Source organism: Zobellella sp. An-6 (assembly GCF_052487945.1).
Map to the genome: position 1 here is coordinate 35,937 of NZ_CP199259.1, position 16,564 is coordinate 52,500.

12 protein-coding genes are annotated in these 16,564 nt (G+C 56.3%); 8 read left to right on the forward strand and 4 right to left on the reverse strand.

Going from position 1 to position 16,564, the window contains the following annotated elements; translation table 11 throughout:
- Positions 1 to 2 precede the first annotated feature (2 nt).
- Positions 3 to 1,499 carry a TnsD family Tn7-like transposition protein gene (locus ACT7DK_RS00160; protein ID WP_445395148.1) on the forward strand — a complete coding sequence of 499 codons (1,497 nt, stop codon included), beginning with the start codon at positions 3 to 5 and terminating at the stop codon, positions 1,497 to 1,499.
- Positions 1,496 to 3,100 (forward strand): Tn7-like element transposition protein TnsE, encoded by a 1,605-nt coding sequence (locus ACT7DK_RS00165; RefSeq protein ID WP_445395150.1) that lies wholly within the window; start codon positions 1,496 to 1,498, stop codon positions 3,098 to 3,100. Before ACT7DK_RS00160 ends, ACT7DK_RS00165 begins: the two co-directional genes overlap by 4 nt.
- 73 nt (positions 3,101 to 3,173) lie before the next feature.
- Here the strand turns inward: ACT7DK_RS00165 and ACT7DK_RS00170 are convergent, their stop codons facing one another.
- Positions 3,174 to 3,512: a YnfA family protein gene (locus ACT7DK_RS00170; RefSeq protein ID WP_445402237.1), complete on the reverse strand. Its 339-nt coding sequence runs from the start codon at positions 3,510 to 3,512 to the stop codon at positions 3,174 to 3,176.
- Positions 3,513 to 3,753: 241 nt separating this feature from the next.
- Here ACT7DK_RS00170 and ACT7DK_RS00175 point away from each other — a divergent pair, with 241 nt between their 5' ends.
- The 5 genes from ACT7DK_RS00175 to ACT7DK_RS00195 all read left to right on the forward strand — a co-directional run bounded on the left by ACT7DK_RS00175 (position 3,754) and on the right by ACT7DK_RS00195 (position 7,745).
- Positions 3,754 to 4,239: an IS630 family transposase gene (locus ACT7DK_RS00175; protein ID WP_445395152.1), complete on the forward strand. Its 486-nt coding sequence runs from the start codon at positions 3,754 to 3,756 to the stop codon at positions 4,237 to 4,239.
- A 4-nt stretch (positions 4,240 to 4,243) separates the two neighbouring features.
- The gene (locus ACT7DK_RS00180; protein ID WP_445395154.1) at positions 4,244 to 4,762 is read left to right on the forward strand and encodes an IS630 family transposase; all 519 of its coding nucleotides are present in this window, start codon (positions 4,244 to 4,246) and stop codon (positions 4,760 to 4,762) included.
- Positions 4,763 to 5,132: 370 nt separating this feature from the next.
- A complete protein-coding gene (locus ACT7DK_RS00185; RefSeq protein WP_299155427.1) occupies positions 5,133 to 6,617 on the forward strand; it encodes a SulP family inorganic anion transporter in 1,485 nt (494 codons plus the stop codon).
- Between the two features lie 15 nt (positions 6,618 to 6,632).
- On the forward strand, positions 6,633 to 7,487 hold the full coding sequence (locus ACT7DK_RS00190; protein WP_445395157.1) for a universal stress protein: 855 nt from the start codon (positions 6,633 to 6,635) through the stop codon (positions 7,485 to 7,487).
- A gap of 69 nt (positions 7,488 to 7,556) precedes the next feature.
- Complete coding sequence (locus tag ACT7DK_RS00195) at positions 7,557 to 7,745, forward strand: hypothetical protein (RefSeq protein WP_445395159.1); 189 nt, start codon at positions 7,557 to 7,559, stop codon at positions 7,743 to 7,745.
- Between the two features lie 334 nt (positions 7,746 to 8,079).
- Here ACT7DK_RS00195 and katG read toward each other — a convergent pair whose 3' ends face one another.
- From katG to ACT7DK_RS00210, 3 genes are all read right to left on the reverse strand, one after another.
- Positions 8,080 to 10,269 carry a catalase/peroxidase HPI gene (gene katG / locus ACT7DK_RS00200; protein WP_445395161.1) on the reverse strand — a complete coding sequence of 730 codons (2,190 nt, stop codon included), beginning with the start codon at positions 10,267 to 10,269 and terminating at the stop codon, positions 8,080 to 8,082.
- A gap of 401 nt (positions 10,270 to 10,670) precedes the next feature.
- Entirely contained in the window at positions 10,671 to 13,772 is a 3,102-nt protein-coding gene (locus ACT7DK_RS00205; protein ID WP_445395163.1) for an EAL domain-containing protein, read from the reverse strand.
- Positions 13,750 to 14,856, reverse strand: a complete 1,107-nt coding sequence (locus tag ACT7DK_RS00210) for a substrate-binding domain-containing protein (protein ID WP_445395165.1) — start codon at positions 14,854 to 14,856, stop codon at positions 13,750 to 13,752. The genes ACT7DK_RS00205 and ACT7DK_RS00210 overlap by 23 nt, the downstream gene beginning before the upstream one ends.
- A gap of 294 nt (positions 14,857 to 15,150) precedes the next feature.
- Between ACT7DK_RS00210 and ACT7DK_RS00215 the strand changes: the two genes are divergently transcribed.
- Positions 15,151 to 16,467, forward strand: coding sequence for a hemolysin family protein (locus ACT7DK_RS00215; RefSeq protein ID WP_445395167.1), 1,317 nt, complete (start codon positions 15,151 to 15,153; stop codon positions 16,465 to 16,467).
- Positions 16,468 to 16,564 lie beyond the last annotated feature (97 nt).

Below are 16,564 nucleotides of genomic sequence, written 5' to 3' on the forward strand. Positions count from 1 at the left end.
GCATGTATTTCCCCAGACCCTACCCCGACGAGCTATTGTACAGCCTTGCTGCCCGCTGTCGGGTTCACCTTGGGCTTGATAGTCATAAAGGCCTTTTAAGACTTTTGTTTAATGACATAAGGATTGCAGCGGTTACTGATCTGCCTACCCATTTGGAATTACTTGCCAGCAACATTGGGTGGAATGCGGAGGAGTTGCTTCAGCAGCATACCCTATTTCCGCTGTATGCCCCTTTCATCCCCGAGGCCCGCAGGAACCGGTTGCGCCAAGCCATGCTCGCAGCCGATATTCCCGGAGCCATTGGTGTGGCGGGTTTAAGTACATCATTAATCAAGTGGCCAGCCTGGCTACGTTACTGCCCTCTCTGCTTTGAAGAAATGAAGGACAGGTTCGGTGAGGTGTACTGGCGGCGATGCTGGCAGGCCATGGGGGCGGACGCTTGCCCAGTGCATGGCTGTATTTTGCAGGACTCTCCCATACCGTATCGGCGGCAGGAGCGGCATGAATTTATTGCGGCTTCTCCTGTGTTTGAAAAACTAAACAACTCTGTTAACCCCGCGAGCAGTAACATCATAGCCGTATCCTGCTTAGCACAACAGCTGCTTTCCCTGGAACAGTGCCCATCACCCGGACACTCCGGCTGGACTCGTTTTTATCAAAAACTAGCCGCTGAGCATGGTGCCTGTCGAGGGAGGCAGGTGAGATCCAGTTTACTGTGGGAGCGAGTGCGTGCGTTCTATTCCACTGAGTGGTTGGCTGGTAACTGTTTGCTTGGAGAAGAGCCACCAAGCTGGTTCTTTGCAATATTCCGAAAGCATCGGAACAGCTTCAGCTTTCTACAACATCTCATGCTCTGGTCGGTGTTTCGGCCCGGCCAAGCTGTGGAGGACATCATCAGGGAAGCCTGTAGCGTGCCGCAAGTATCTGAACCAACGCCGTCAGAGCAGCTTTCGGCAGAGCCCAGAGAATTGCTACATCGCCGTGAGTGCTGGCTTGCCGCGCTTTCCCGACATTGCGGTGCCAAGCAAGCCAGGAGTTGTGGTGGTGGTGCCTTGTATGCTTGGCTGTACCGGCATGATCGGGAGTGGCTGATGCAAACCAATAATGCCAAACGTACCAAGTCGGGTAACAACAGCCAAGTTGACTGGGGCTTGCGGGATCGACAGCTGGTCCGGTTACTGATTCAAATAGAAAAACAAACGGCTGAAGAGCTCACGCTGCCGCGCAAGAGCAGAAACTGGTACTTGGGCCAGCTTCCGCATCGTGCCTCGGTGGCATGCCACCTTGGGAAAATGCCCCTTTGCCGAGCTTTCCTGGATCGGTACTCCGAATCCATTGGAGAGTTCCAAATACGCAGGATGACCCGGGAAATATTGAAAGATTTCCAGCGGGGTAACCATTCGCGCTTGTGGGAGCTGGAAAGGCGCTGCGGGCTGCAAAAGGGAAAAATGGCACCACTGACGGTTAGGTTTATCAACAGAATGGGAGATTGGGATTGAGCAAAATCTTATTTCGCCAGATCCCTGAAGGGAGTAAGTTACGGGCAATAGGCAATTTTTTTAAAGGACAAGGGGCAAGTTCACAATGGCGCCTTGTCTCCTTTTTTTACCGGGATGGCCAACTCCATGATCCCCACTTCGGACTCGAGATGGCCTGTATTCTGGGTGTTGGTCGAGAGTTCATTGCGGAAGAAAATATACCGTATCAGTCCCACGGTTTTTACAAAAAACTGGTGTTACCCCCTGTCGAGGAATGGACTGAGGGCTGTTTGGGTCATTGCTCCCGATTGTCCAAAAAGTTGGCTCAAAACCCTGAAATAGCCGGGCAGCAATGTTTTGTGTTCGAGGTTGATGGTATTACCTTCTGGCTGCCGAAGTTTGAGTTGGCCCGAAAGCTCTTCTTTCATGCAGGATTTTTGGTCCGTGCAGCTTTTGAGCCTAATGGGCTGGATATGGCTTTTTCCGTGATGCAGGAAGAAGGTGCATATCATATCCACACTCCTTCCAGAACGGGAGCGTCAAGCCAGTTACTCAAAATCAAGGGCTACCGGGATCTGTTCAGCTGGTTGCTGTTGGATAGCGAAGTAAGAAACTCTTTCGAATCTATCTGGATGTGCCTGAATCTGGAGCAGGTTCGGGGAAATTCACGGTACGCCAGATGGCAGTTCAACTTTTTGCCACCCAAGTGTCTTGCCGGTGTCACAATGGAAGTTCAGGGCCCTTTAGACCGGGACAGTGGAGAAATGCTGATCTGGGAAATCAAGTCTTTACAGGGGCTGAATTTCGAGGTTCATAACGAGATATTTTTTCATCATCCTTCCCTCAAGGTATCAGTCCGAGGAGAGGGTGGTAGCTGGAGTTCTCCTGAGCGGGGTGGAGCCGATATCGAGGTAGATGCGGATGAAGAACCGGATGAGGACAAGCAGCGGCAGCTTGTCGAGCTGCCGATAGAAGGCATGGACTTTAACAGAAATCCCGATACCAGAGTGGCTTACACGGGGCAACGTACCAATGGCCATGGCAAAAAGGTGAATGATGAGCAAATGCCAGGGGGCGGGGCAAACATCCTGGGGTTGGCTGACGATGTTACAGGAGGCACCATTGCGCCAGGCGAATTCCACCAACTGGAAGGGCAAGAGCAGGAAGAGTTTCCCAATCGCTTTGTGATGCTCAGGGAGATCATTCAGCAGATCGCCGATGATTCAGGTATTACGTTGCTGAATCTGGAGGTTAAGCCCTTGCCCCAGGTGCCGCGTTGCAGTTATCACATGATGGCTGATGGCACACCACGCTGTTACTTGATGGCCAGTTTCAAGCGGGAAGATGGTGGAAAGAGGTTTTTGCTGGAAATAGATACCTCTGATAACAAAAAGCGATTATCGACCCGAATGCTAGTTTTAAAGCCAAGAAGTGGTGAAAAAAGAGTCATTAATGAGTTCATGAAGGAATTGGTGAAAGGCTCTCTGAGATGGCCAGGAACCATGAGGAAACAGTGTTCATTATTGCACTCAATACACCACCCCAAAGAAAATTCAATGGATACGTATCAGGTGCGAATGGCCAGCTGGAAGCTGAGGATACGAGGCTACCTGGAGGACTAATTTTATATAGAGCCTACCTTCCGGTGGGCTCTATATGAGCTCAACTCACGGAATCGAAAAACCGTACGCTAAGCTAAGCCTTGTCATGCCAACCCAGCACGATGATTGACATGCCAAGTAGCGCGATACCAGCCCCGGCCCAATCCAGCGCGGACAGTTTCACGCCATCCACGACTCGCAGCCAGACCAGCGCAGTAGCCACATAAACGCCGCCATAGGCCGCGTAGACGCGACCACTGGCAGTTGGGTGTAATGTGAGTAGCCAGACAAAGAGAGCCAAGCTCATTACTGCCGGAATGAGAACCCACATGGGACCGCTCTTGCGCAACCACAGGTAAGGCAGAAAGCAGCCGATGATCTCGGCCAGCGCTGTGGCGATGAACAGTCCGGTCGTTTTCAGAATCAATGTCAGTAGCTCCACGGTTGATAATCCTTACGAAGACATTGCCAGCAGAGCCGGAACCTGCCTTGTCTAGCATCTGCGTTCTGCCGCCAGACAAGGTAGCCTACCGAGGGGAATGTCAGGGGGAAATATATGGTGTTTGACGGTATGTGCCAATTAATTCCAAAGGATACTCTATCCTGACACCAAGTTACTGACATAGTTCTCAGGTTTTAATAAAATATTCGCTCGGATTTTGAGCGAGTGAGACATGATGAAACCGACGGGAGCGGCTAAGGAATATCGTCGAGTGCTGGCGGTGCAATGGGCCGATGAGGGCGTTAAACAATCGGTTATCGCCGAACGACTTGGGGTGACCCAAGGCTGTGTCAGCCAGTGGGTCAAGCGGGCCCATCAAGGTGGAAAAGAGGCGCTGAAAACCAAACCTTTTCCTGGCCATCCACCCAAACTGCCAGACGCCGCTGTCCCGCTGATCCTGAAAGCATTGGAAGAGTTGGGCCCAGAAGGCTTTGGCTATGAAGATCAGCGCTGGACGACACAGCGGATCGCCGATGCCATTGCTACTCTGACAAAGATCCAGTACAGCCAGTCACACATGAGCAAGTTGCTGCGACGCTGGGGATGGTCCTGGCAGAAACCCAAACGCCGTGACATTCGGCGTGATGAGACCGCCATTACCCATTGGCAGCAGCAGATCTGGCCGGCGTTAAAAAAAACAGGCGAAGGAACAGGATGAAACCTTGGTATTCATTGATGAGTCCAGCTTTCACCTGTGCTCGCATCATGCCAAGACCTTCGCGCCGGTAGGACAGACGCCGGTTGTAAAAGGCAAGCGAGGGCAAACACCTCGCTTTATGGTCACGGGCGCCGTTTCTCCCGAAGGACGAACGTATTTTAGCTGGACGACCGAGCATGTGACCGGTGAGACCGTGGTCGAGTTTTTGAAGAAACTGCTTCGTTACTGGCCTGGTAAGCTACGGGTCATCTGGGATAACGCTCCCGTGCATAGAAGCAAGGCCGTTAAATCCTGGTTATCGATGCCTGAGGTTCAGCAGCGTTTGTCGCTGGAAGCGTTGCCACCGTACGCCCCGGAGCTGAACCCGGCAGAAGCGCTATGGAGTTGGCTCAAACGGCAACGTGCGAACCTGGCCTTCAAAGACGGCTTGGCCTTACGGCAATGGTTGGAGCAGAAAACGAAGTGGCTAAAACGGCAGTGCCGTTTTGTAACGAAATTGATGAAGGCTTCGCCAATATATTAATCAGTAATAATTAGGTCAGTAGATGTATGGCTCAGATTAGGCTGACATTCGCAGAGAGAGCCTTTGTCAGGGTCGACACTCAGGGATTGCTTTCTTCTTGTTTTCCTGTAACATTTTTCGACAACTGATTTACCTAAAACTTTTTATAAGACCTAATGCTTACCCTGCAAAACATGCCTACGCCGCCATAGCGCTTTTCCTGCATCATCTGTGACTGCTTGCTCTGCCAGCGGTCGCACTCTGCTGTGCTTTATGTTTAACCATTCGCCACAGTCCTCTAAATCCTACAATTTGACCTCGTATTGACCAATTGCACATGGCCTGCGTCATGCTGCACTGTGCGATCTATTGCTTCGGGAGTTCTGATCTGATGTTCCAATCGTTAAAACAAACCTGGTTATCCAATATTCGCGGCGACATGCTCGCCGGTATTGTCGTCGCTCTGGCGCTCATACCCGAAGCCGTCGCCTTCTCCATTATCGCTGGCGTCGACCCCAAGGTCGGGCTCTACGCTTCTTTCTGTATCTGTGTGGTCACCGCCTTCGTCGGCGGCCGCCCGGGCATGATTTCCGCCGCCACCGGCGCCATGGCGCTGCTGATGGTGACCCTAGTGCGCGAGCATGGCCTGGAATACCTGCTGGCCACCACCATTTTGTGCGGCATACTGCAGATCATCGCCGGCTATCTGAAGCTTGGCGAGCTGATGCGCTTTGTGTCCCGCTCCGTGGTCACCGGCTTTGTCAACGCCCTGGCCATCCTGATCTTTCTGGCCCAGTTGCCGGAGCTGACCAACGTAACCTGGCATGTGTACGCCATGACCGCCGCCGGTCTCGGCATCATCTACCTGCTGCCGCTGGTGCCGGTTATCGGTAAAATGCTGCCCTCACCCCTGGTGTGCATTGTCACTTTGACGGCGGTTGCCATGATCTATGGCATCGACGTGCGTACCGTGGGCGACATGGGCGAGCTGCCCGACAGCCTGCCGTTTTTCCTGTGGCCCGACGTTCCGCTCAACCTCGAAACCCTGACGATCATCTTTCCCTATGCTCTGTCATTGGCAGTGGTCGGCCTGCTGGAATCGATGATGACCGCCACTATAGTGGACGATCTTACCGATACCAAAAGTGACAAAAGTAAAGAGTGCAAAGGTCAGGGTATTGCCAATATTTTCTCCGGTTTCCTCGGTGGCATGGCAGGCTGCGCCATGATCGGCCAGTCGATCATCAACATTCAGTCCGGTGGCCGCAGCCGGCTGTCTACCCTGTTTGCCGGTGTTATTCTGCTGATCATGGTGGTGTTCCTCGGCCCCTGGGTGGCCCAGATTCCCATGGCCGCGCTGGTAGCGGTCATGATCATGGTGTCCATTGGTACCTTCAGCTGGGAGTCGGTTAAAAACCTCAAGACCCACCCCAAGAGTACCAGTCTGGTGATGATCGCCACTGTGGTGGTGGTAGTCTTTACCCATAACCTGGCCTACGGAGTATTGGTTGGCGTGCTACTCAGTGCTCTGTTTTTCGCCAACAAGGTGGGACAGATCCTTTATATCGGATCCGAAAAAACGGAAGAAAACGCCCGTGAGTACCGTGTGGTAGGCCAGGTTTTCTTTACGTCTGCTGAGCAATTCATTGCAGCCTTCGATTTCAATGAGGTCATTGATCATGTCCGTATTGACCTCAGTCATGCCCATTTTTGGGATATCACCGCCATCAGCGCGCTGGACAAAGTGGTGGTCACCTTCCGCCGTGATGGCACCGAGGTCGAACTGGTCGGACTGAACAAAGCCAGTGCAACCTTGGTAGACAAATTTGCCGTTCACAACGACCCTAATGCGGTCGAAAAGCTGATGGGCCACTAAAAGGAGGAACCATCCATGACTACAAATGTAATCGCCTGCATTGACGGCTCCAGTCATGCTGCCGCCGTCTGCGATATGGCCTCTTGGGCCAGTCTGCGCCTGACGGCGCCACTCACCTTGATTCATGTACTCGATAAAAGTGAAGCCCCAGTCAAGGGGAATCTGAGCGGAAGTATTGGCCTTGGCAGCCAGGAGCATCTGCTGGAGCAACTGGCAGAGCTGGATGAAAAGCGGGGAAAACTGGCTAAAGAGCAAGGCCGACTCATGCTTGAAGCTGCCCGTACTCGCACCATGGATAATGGCGTCAGCGAACCTGTTATCCTTCAGCGCCATGGCAACCTGATAGATACCCTGGTGGAACTGGAGCCTGATACCCGGCTACTCGTGCTGGGCCGCCATGGCGAGGAGTCCACCTCCGCCTTTGCCCATCTGGGTGGGCACGTAGAGCAGGTGATTCGGGCTATGCACAGGCCCATTCTGGTCACTCTGGGGGAGTTTCGCACGCCGGAAAAAATCATGCTGGCTTTCGACGGCAGCAGCACCACCCGTAAGGGGGTGGAGATGCTGGCACAAAGCCCGCTGTTCAATGGCCTTGAGCTGCATGTCGTGCTGGTAGGGGCAGACACCGATGAAAACCGGGAACAGATCAACTGGGCCAAAAACACACTGGCCCAAGCCGGCATTAATGTGCACACCGCCATCGTCCCCGGCGAAGTAGACAAGGCCTTGCCTGAATACCAACAAACTCATGGCATCGACATCATGGTGATGGGGGCCTACGGCCACTCCCGTATCCGCCAGTTACTAGTAGGCAGCACCACCACGGCAATGATCCGTGACGCCAGGATCCCCTTGCTGATCTTGCGCTGACTGGAGGCTTCGGGCAGCCAGTGAAGGCTGCCCTGTTTACTCTCCAAACAAAAACGATAGCTTGTTGTAATGGAAAAGTCTTTACAAGAGCCGTTCATCTCCAAGCTGCTGTTCGGTGCCGTATTTGCTGTCCATTCATCCCTGCACAGTTACCTGATCATCAGCTATGCCAAAAGTGATGGCGTATCCATGGATGTAGGCTTTTATTACATGTCTAACGCCATGGGACGTTTGCTTGGCACTGTACTGTCGGGCTGAGTATTCCAGTGGGCAGGGCAGCGCCGGAATACAGGCCTGTTTGTGGGTATCAACGGCGTTTTTGCTGCTGACGTCGCTCATTTCCATAAAGTTACCGTGCCTGACACTATCGGGTTGATCTGTCGCATTTACACTTTCTATGATGAAACTTTATTTTTATGGAGCCGGCAGGTTTGAGCATCATGCCTATGGTTAAGGATGATACTTTAGCTTTGGAAGTGAACAAAAAATCGCCAAATTAGGCGGTTTTTTCACATTTCATGATGATTCTTTATTTTCATTCCACAAAAAACATGCCGGGGCAAGCCCGGCATGTTGCTGTCGGAAGGGGCTCTTACTTCAGATCGAAACGATCCGCGTTCATCACCTTGGTCCAGGCGCTGACGAAGTCCTTGACGAATTTCTCCTTGGCATCGTCCTGGGCATAGACCTCGGCATAGGAGCGCAGCACCGAGTTGGAGCCGAACACCAGATCGACCCGGGTGGCGGTCCATTTCACCTTGCCGGACTTGCGTTCGACGATTTCGTACAGGTTGTTGCCGGCCGGCTTCCAGTTGTAGGCCATGTCGGTCAGGTTGACGAAGAAGTCGTTGCTCAACACGCCGACGCGATCGGTGAAGACGCCCTCCTTGCCACCACCGTGGTTGGTGCCCAGCACCCGCATGCCGCCGACCAGCACCGTCATTTCAGCCGCCGTCAGGCCCATCAGTTGAGTGCGGTCCAGCATCAGCTCTTCGGGGGTGACCACATAGTCCTTTTTCAGCCAGTTGCGATAGCCATCATGCAGGGGCTCGAGCACGGCGAAGGATTCCTGGTCGGTCATCTCCTCGCTGGCGTCGCCACGTCCCGGGGCGAAGGGCACGGTAATAGCCACACCGGCGTCACGCGCCGCCTTTTCCACCGCCGCGGAGCCGCCCAGCACGATCAGGTCGGCCAGGCTCACCTTCTTGCTCAGCCCGGACTGGATATTTTCCAGCGCACTCAGCACCTTTTGCAGCCTGGCAGGCTCGTTGCCCTCCCAGTCCTTCAGCGGTGCCAGGCGGATGCGGGCGCCATTGGCGCCGCCCCGATAGTCGGAGCCGCGGAAGGTGCGGGCACTGTCCCAGGCGGTGGCGACCAGCTCTGAGATGCCGAGGCCACTGGCCAGGATCTTCGCCTTGAGATCGGCGATGTCGGCGTCACTCAGGGTATAGTCCACGGTGGGGACGGGATCCTGCCAGATCAGGTCCTCTTGCGGCACATCCGGGCCCAGGTAACGGCTCTTGGGCCCCATGTCCCGGTGGGTGAGTTTGAACCAGGCGCGGGCGAACACCTCGGATAGATAGGCGGGATCCTGATGGAAGCGCTCGGCAATCTTGCGGTAGTCCGGATCCATCTTCATCGCCATGTCGGCGTCGGTCATGATGGGCTTGCGGCGAATGGACGGATCCTCCACGTCGGTCGGCATGTCCTCTTCCTTGATGTCGACCGGTTCCCATTGCCAGGCCCCGGCCGGGCTCTTCTTCAGCTCCCACTCGTGCTCGAGCAACATCTTGAAGTAACCGCTGTCCCACTGGGTCGGGTGGGTGGTCCAGGCGCCCTCTATGCCGCTGGTCACGGTATCGCGGCCGACACCCCGGGTCTGGTGGTTCATCCAGCCCAGGCCCTGCTCTTCCAGTTCGGCCGCTTCGGGAGCCGGCCCCAGGTTGGCGGCATTGCCGTTGCCGTGGGTCTTGCCCACGGTATGGCCGCCGGCGGTCAGGGCCACGGTTTCTTCGTCGTTCATCGCCATGCGGGCGAAGGTAACGCGCACGTCCTGCGCGGTTTTCAGCGGGTCCGGTTTGCCGTCCACCCCTTCCGGGTTGACGTAGATCAGCCCCATCATCACCGCCGCCAGCGGGTTTTCCAGGTCGCGCTCACCGGAGTAGCGGCTGTTGGGACCGCCGCTGGGCTGAAGCCATTCCTTCTCGGAGCCCCAGTAAATGTCTTTTTCCGGGTGCCAGATATCGGCACGGCCGCCGCCGAAACCGAAGGTTTTCAGGCCCATGGACTCATAGGCCATGTTGCCGGCCAGGATGATCAGGTCGGCCCAGGAGAGCCGGTTGCCGTATTTCTTTTTGATCGGCCACAGCAGACGGCGGGCCTTGTCGAGGTTGGCGTTGTCCGGCCAGCTGTTCAGCGGCGCGAAGCGCTGGTTGCCGGTGCCGGCACCGCCCCGGCCATCGGCAATACGGTAAGATCCGGCGGCGTGCCAGGCCATGCGGATCATCAGGCCGCCGTAGTGGCCCCAGTCGGCCGGCCACCAGTCCTGGCTGTCGGTCATCAGGGCGCGCAGGTCCTGCTTGACCGCTGCCAGATCCAGCTTCTTGAATTCTTCCGCATAATCGAAGTCTTCCCCCAGCGGGTTGGTCTTGGTGTCATGCTGGTGGAGGATGTCCAGGTTCAGTGCCTTGGGCCACCAATCCATATTGGATGCACCGGCCGCGGTATGGGCACCGTGCATGACGGGGCACTTTCCGGAAGCACTGTTGCTGTGATGACTCATGTTCAACCTCCCTTTCGCGTTGTGGTTGGTTTGTTACCAAGGAATACCCGTGGCCTAGTTAAATAATAGTGCTACATCGACCGGGCACCGCACGCAGGCACGCCGTGAACCCACCCCTGGCGCGAAGGGCCTGCTTGGCGGCCCCCTGTCGCTGCCGGTAGTGAACTACTATGCGGAACAGCTAGTGAAGATGAAGAAGCCGTGAGCCCGTCTCGCTCATAAGAGGATAGACTATCCATGAGATTCGCTGTTTTCTAAATTAGCAAGAATTTGTTAGCGTCTGTCCGCCCGAGCGAGACAGGGACAGAACGTGGGGACACCGGTGTCAGGCGCGGCGGAGGAGGCGACGAGGCTCCGCGTGGCAAGGCATGTTGCTCGAGGCCCTGGCCCGGGGACCGGGCTCAGCTCCGCAGCGCGGGATAGCGGAAATCCTGGCGTAACAGCGGCTCTATTTCCTCGGCCGACATGGGCTTGGCCAGCAGGTAGCCCTGGCCTTCGTCACAGGCCTGGCGGCTCAGTTGCTGCAGTTGGTATTCGTTTTCGATGCCTTCGGCGATAACGGCGATTTTCATGCTGTGGGCCAGGGTGATGATGGAGTTGACGATGGCCATGTCCCCCTTCTGCCGGGCCAGATCCTTGATAAAGGACTTGTCGATCTTCAGGCGGTGAATGGGAAAACGCTTGAGGTAGGCGAGGGATGAATAACCGGTGCCGAAGTCGTCGATCGCCAGTTTTACGCCCAGGCGATTCAGCGAAGTCATGGTCGCCACCGCCATTTCCATTTCTTCCATCAGCATGCTTTCGGTGATTTCCAGCTCCACCGAACAGGGATCCAGTTTGAGCTCTCCGAGCAGCACGGCGATGTCTCGGGCCAGGCCGGGTTGCCGAAACTGCCGGGCCGAGAGGTTGATGGCCATGCGCAGCGGACCCAGGCCGACGGCCTGCCAGCGCTGCAGTTGGCGACAGGCCGTGGTCAGTATCCACTGGCCCAGGGGCAATATCATGCCGGTCTGCTCCGCCAGGGGAATAAAGTCGCCGGGATAAATCAGGCCAGTGCCCGGTTTGTTCCAGCGCACCAGGGCCTCAACCCCGATAAGTTTGCCGTCACTCAGGCGAAACTGGGGTTGGTAGTGCAGCACCATCTGGTTCTTCTCCAGGGCCTGGTGCAATTCTCCGCTGATTTTCATCATGTTCACGGCGCGGACATTCATGCCGCTTTCAAACAGCTGCACCTGGTTGCGGCCCTTTTCCTTGGCCTGGTAGAGGGCGGTATCGGCGTGCTGCATCAGGGTTTCCATGTTGGTGCCGTGCTGGGGGTAAAAGGCCACGCCTATGCTGATACTGAGATAGAGGCTTTGTCCCTGGATCAACACCGGCTTGGCGAAGGCATCGACGATACGTTGCGCCGTCGCCCTGGCCTGCTGGAGCGAGAGGGTATGGGTGATCAGAAGAATGAATTCATCGCCCCCGAAGCGGCACAGGATATCCTCCTTGCGGCTGTGGCGCTGGAGGCGTTTGGCGGCAATCTGCAGGAATTCGTCGCCGACCTGGTGACCCAGGCTGTCGTTGATCTGTTTGAAGCGATCCAGATCGATGAACATCATCGCCAGGCTGGCGCCGTGGCGCTCGGCTCTGGAGTGGGCCTGCTTGAACAGCTCGGCGAACAGGGTACGGTTGGCCAGTCCGGTCAGGGCGTCGTAGTGGGCCATTTTCTGCAGCTGGTGCTGGGTTTCCTTGAGCATGGAGATATCGGAGAACACCGCCACATAGTGCCGCCGGCCCGGTGCGGGATTTAAGGCGGTGACCGACAGCCAGATCGGGTAGGAGGTCCCACTCTTGCGCAAGCCGGATGCTTCGCCACGCCAGTATCCGGTCGATCTCAGGGTCTGCCACATGGTGGTCAGCTGGGGGTAACTGTTTTGTAACTGGAGGGCGGTTCTGGGTTTTTCTCCGAGCATTTCCGCCGGTTGGTAACCACTGATGGTGGCAAAGGCGTGATTGGCGTAAATCAGCCGCAGGCGGTGATCGAAAATGAGCACGGCCTCCATGATGTTCTTCAGCACCAGGTCGTTGAGTTGCAGGGACGCTTCGGCCTGCTTCAGGGGGGTGATATCCTGCCCCTGGGCTAACACCGCCACCACAACACCCTGCTCGTATACCGGGGCCAGGGTCCAGATCTGGTGGTGTTGTTCCTTGCCGCCCTGGGTCAGGCTGACTTCTACGCCATTGAGGATGTGGCCCTGCCTGGCCCGGTGGATGGCGTCGGCTAAGGGAGCCAGTTGCAGGGGACTGAAGTGGTCCGCCAGCGGGGTGCCTACCAGGGTCTCGGCGGGTTGGTTGAACAACCGGATAGCGGCCGGGTTGAGGGCCTGGATACGACCATGGCAATCCAGCATGATGGTCAGGGAATTGGCCGAATTGAACAAATTGGCCAGGTCCCGTTCCCTGCGACGCAGGATATCGACCATTTTTTCCAGGCTCTTACCGAGGAAATTGAACTCTTCTATTCGTCCGGCCTGAAAACGGGCCGGCTGACCTTTACCGATCCGCTCGGCATAGTCGGTCAGCCGGGCCAGGGGATGGGCGATCAGTCGCAGGGTGTAGAGGGCGAGCAACAGTGCCGTGAGCAGAACCAATAGCAGCGCGAGCAGGCCGTGATAGCCGTAGGACTGGCGCAGTTGCTGGTTGGCCTGGTTATCGGCAATGACCAAGGCTTGCAATGTGCCGGCCTGCTCACCCAGCTGCAACGGCTGTATGCTGACGTGATATCCCTGCAACCGGCCAGCGATCCGTGCCCGGGACAGGATGGTATTGAAGGTTTCCGGTGCCAGGGTGCTGCTGCTGGGGGCGGGGCCAAGCAGGTTACCCTGATGAAGCAGCCGGATATTGAGCTGTTCCAGTCCCTGGCCGAGCTGGTTGAGTAAGGTCAGGTTGTCGTCCAGCACTATTCCCCCCAGCAGGTTGCCTTCGACCCGCCCCGTGTCGTCGTCGATGATGGGATAAGCATGCAGCAACAGGTTAAGGTTTTGCTCCAACTGGAACAGGTGCCACGTCCGCTCCTGGCCCGCGGCCGCGATCAACTGGGGATGGTACCGAGCCAGGTCGTAGTAGGGGGAGTTGAGATCGAGCCAAGCCTGGCCCCTGTGCTCCAGCAGCAGGATATCCAGGTATTCACCATCCGGTTTTTCCAGCACTGCCTGCAAGATTGCCTCGGCAGCGGTCCGGTCCCCGTCGATGATTTTCCTGGCCAGCCCGGTATGTTCGGTGGTGGCCGAAAGCAGGGCATGGAGCCTGTTGAGATAGGCGTCCAGGTTGTTTTGCAGCCGGTTTTCGGCCTGTCGGAACTGCCATTGCAGACTTTGTTCCATGATCCGGGATGAGCTGTAATAAGTGAGGACCAACAGGGCCAGGGCCAGCATCATGAAGGCGGGCAGCAACGCCAGCAGGAGCAGGCGCAGGAAACGATGGGAGCGGGAGGGATCAGTGGGAATAGCGGAAGGCATAGGCTTTCAATCGCTCCAGTTCGGCCTCGGGCGTCTCCTGGGTGATGACCGCAAATTCACCCGAGTAGACATGGGGTATGGCTCCTGAGTTTCCTTCCCAATCCAGGCGGATGGCATCCGCGATGGCAACGCCGCTGTCATCATTCATCCGCATCACGGTCAGATCGAGCCGGCCTTGGCGCAGGGCTTCCAGTTCATCCTGCCCCCCGCCCCAGCCATTAATAATCACATCGTCGTCTCTGCCCGCCTGTTCCAGGGCCTCGATGCTGGCCAGGGCGATATCCGTGGTGCTGGCATAGATCAGGTTGAGCTCCGGTATCTCGGACAGTGCCTGCAAGACCAGGGTGCGGGTTCTTTCCGGATCCAGGTTGGTATAGGCTCGCTGGCGTAAATGAAAATTGGGGTTGGCGGACATCAGCCGGATAAATTCGTCCCCCCGGGCCTGGCTGACATGGCCCCGGGTGCCGTACAGCATCAGGTAGTGCACCGTTTGGGTGGTGGTCAGCGTCGGCAGTGTCGTGGCCAATTGTTGTGTTCCCTGGGCGTGGTCAAATCCCACGTAGAGCAGGGGCTGGCGCTGCTGCCAGAGTTTTAGCGGGGTGGTGATGTTTTGTAGTATCAATTTCGGGCGGCCACGGGCCAGCAACTTTTCGATCAGCACCTGGTGACGCCGGGTGTCCAGGGTGAGGATAAGGTAGTCGGGATCCTGCTCCAGAATGTCGGCCAGCAGTCGCTCCTGCTCCCGCATGGGGCTGTGGGGGGGCGTAAAGTAGCAATCCAGCCGGTAGGGAATGGTCATTTCCTCCAGCCGAGCCAGTATGCTTTTTCTGTTGCGACGCCAGTAATCCGAGAGTTGTCCGCCGGGGGATACCATCGCAATACGCACTTCTTCGTCGGTGGCGCCTTGCCAGGGGGGAGCGGGAGTCCTGATCCCTTGGGAAAAGGCCTCGAGCCGGATCTGCTGGTCCGGAAAGCGGGCCAGGTAATCCTGCAATGACCAATAGGGCGATTCCCCGGCATGGCCCCGCCAGGAGAGGAACAGCATGATAGCCAGCCCGCAGGCAAGTCGGGTTGATGTAGGCATTTATCCGTGCTCGTCTTTTATTTTATTAGCATCAGTGTAGCTCAGTTGAGTCTTTCCGCCGCTGTCGTTTTGGTGGAGGGGGACTCAATATGTGCCTTTTTGGCGGGGTTATGGCCATGCCCAGTACAGATTTGGGGAACACATCGTGGGTGGTAGCGGTGCCAAGTTGGAAATAACACCTGCTTTATGTTAGATATGTAGAACATTTCGTTGGTTCTTGTTGGTTTCGAAACCTTATTGTCAACCGTCGGCTCACGGCGCTGGCACCCCCCCGTATATCGGTAGTAAACAAAAATGACAGTCTTTGAGCATATGCTGGTGATAGTGCTGTTGGTGGCAATCAGCTCGTTTTTTTCCGTTTCCGAAATCGCATTGGCGGCGGCCCGCAAGATGAAGCTCCGGCTGATGGCTTCCGACGGTGATATCAACGCCGAGAAAGTACTGTTGCTGCAGGAGCAGCCCGGCAATTTCTTCACCGTGGTACAGATCGGGCTGAACGCCGTCGCCATTTTGGGCGGTATCCTGGGGGAGGCGGCCTTTACGCCCTTTGCGCAAGGACTGCTCGGCTTCTTCTTCGACGGTGCCTGGGTAGCCAAGGCCGCCTTTATCCTGTCCTTCTTTATCGTCACCTCGCTGTTCATCCTGTTTGCCGACCTCATGCCCAAGCGGCTGGCGATGATAGCGCCGGAGCGGATCGCGGTGGCGGTTGTCAGGCCCATGGGGCTCTTTATTGTGGTGCTTAAGCCGCTGGTCTGGTTTTTCAACGGCCTGGCCAACCTGTTTTTCCGCCTGTTCAGGGTGCCGACCATGCGCCAGGACGAGATCACCCCCGAGGACATCATCGCCATGATGGACGCCGGGGCCCAGGCCGGTGTACTGCAGGAGCAGGAGCACCACCTGATCGAGAATGTGTTCGAAATGGAGTCCCGCACCGTCACCTCGGCCATGACCGCCCGTGAGAGCCTGATCTATTTCACCCTCGCCGAAAACCAGGAAAGCATCAAGGCCAAGATTGCCGAGCATCCCCATGCCAAGTTCCTGGTGTGCGAGGACAGCCTGGACAGGGTGATCGGTTATGTGGATTCCCGCGATATCCTGATGCAGGTGCTGCATCAGCAGCCGATCTCGCTGCAGAAAGAGGGGATCATCCGTACCCCCCTGATCATCCCCGACACCCTGTCGATGTACGAGGTACTGGAGCACTTCAAAACCACGGGCGAAGACTTCGCCATCATCATGAACGAATATGCCCTGGTGGTCGGCATCATCACCCTCAAGGACGTGATGAGTATCGTCATGGGCGAGCTGGTGCACTCACCGGAAGAGCAGATAGTGGCCCGGGACGACAGCTCCTGGCTGGTGGAGGGGCTGACACCCCTGGCGGATGTGATGCGGGTACTGGATATAGACAGTTTCCCCGATGACGAGAACTATGAAACCATCGCCGGCTTTATGATGTATATGCTGCGCAAGATCCCCAAGCGTACCGACTTCGTGCTGCATGCCGGTTATAAATTCGAGGTGGTCGACATCGACAGCTACAAGATAGACCAGCTGCTGGTCACCCGGATTGGCTCATCCGAGCCTGGGCCAGAGGAGAAAAAGCAGTAAAAAACGCCTCTTTGTTTAAGTTTTGCTCGAGTGGCAGAAAAAGTGATGTTTTTCACAAAAAAGCCCTTGCGCAAAAACCGCGGCTGCCTATAATGCG

Coding starts and splice junctions, on each gene's coding strand:
- katG (WP_445395161.1), bottom strand. CDS start 10,269: ATGAGTCATCACAGCAACAGTGCTTCCGGAAAGTGCCCCGTCATGCAC.
- ACT7DK_RS00195 (WP_445395159.1), top strand. CDS start 7,557: ATGGAAAAGTCTTTACAAGAGCCGTTCATCTCCAAGCTGCTGTTCGGT.
- ACT7DK_RS00190 (WP_445395157.1), top strand. CDS start 6,633: ATGACTACAAATGTAATCGCCTGCATTGACGGCTCCAGTCATGCTGCC.
- ACT7DK_RS00175 (WP_445395152.1), top strand. CDS start 3,754: ATGATGAAACCGACGGGAGCGGCTAAGGAATATCGTCGAGTGCTGGCG.
- ACT7DK_RS00205 (WP_445395163.1), bottom strand. CDS start 13,772: ATGCCTTCCGCTATTCCCACTGATCCCTCCCGCTCCCATCGTTTCCTG.
- ACT7DK_RS00185 (WP_299155427.1), top strand. CDS start 5,133: ATGTTCCAATCGTTAAAACAAACCTGGTTATCCAATATTCGCGGCGAC.
- ACT7DK_RS00160 (WP_445395148.1), top strand. CDS start 3: ATGTATTTCCCCAGACCCTACCCCGACGAGCTATTGTACAGCCTTGCT.
- ACT7DK_RS00210 (WP_445395165.1), bottom strand. CDS start 14,856: ATGCCTACATCAACCCGACTTGCCTGCGGGCTGGCTATCATGCTGTTC.
- ACT7DK_RS00215 (WP_445395167.1), top strand. CDS start 15,151: ATGACAGTCTTTGAGCATATGCTGGTGATAGTGCTGTTGGTGGCAATC.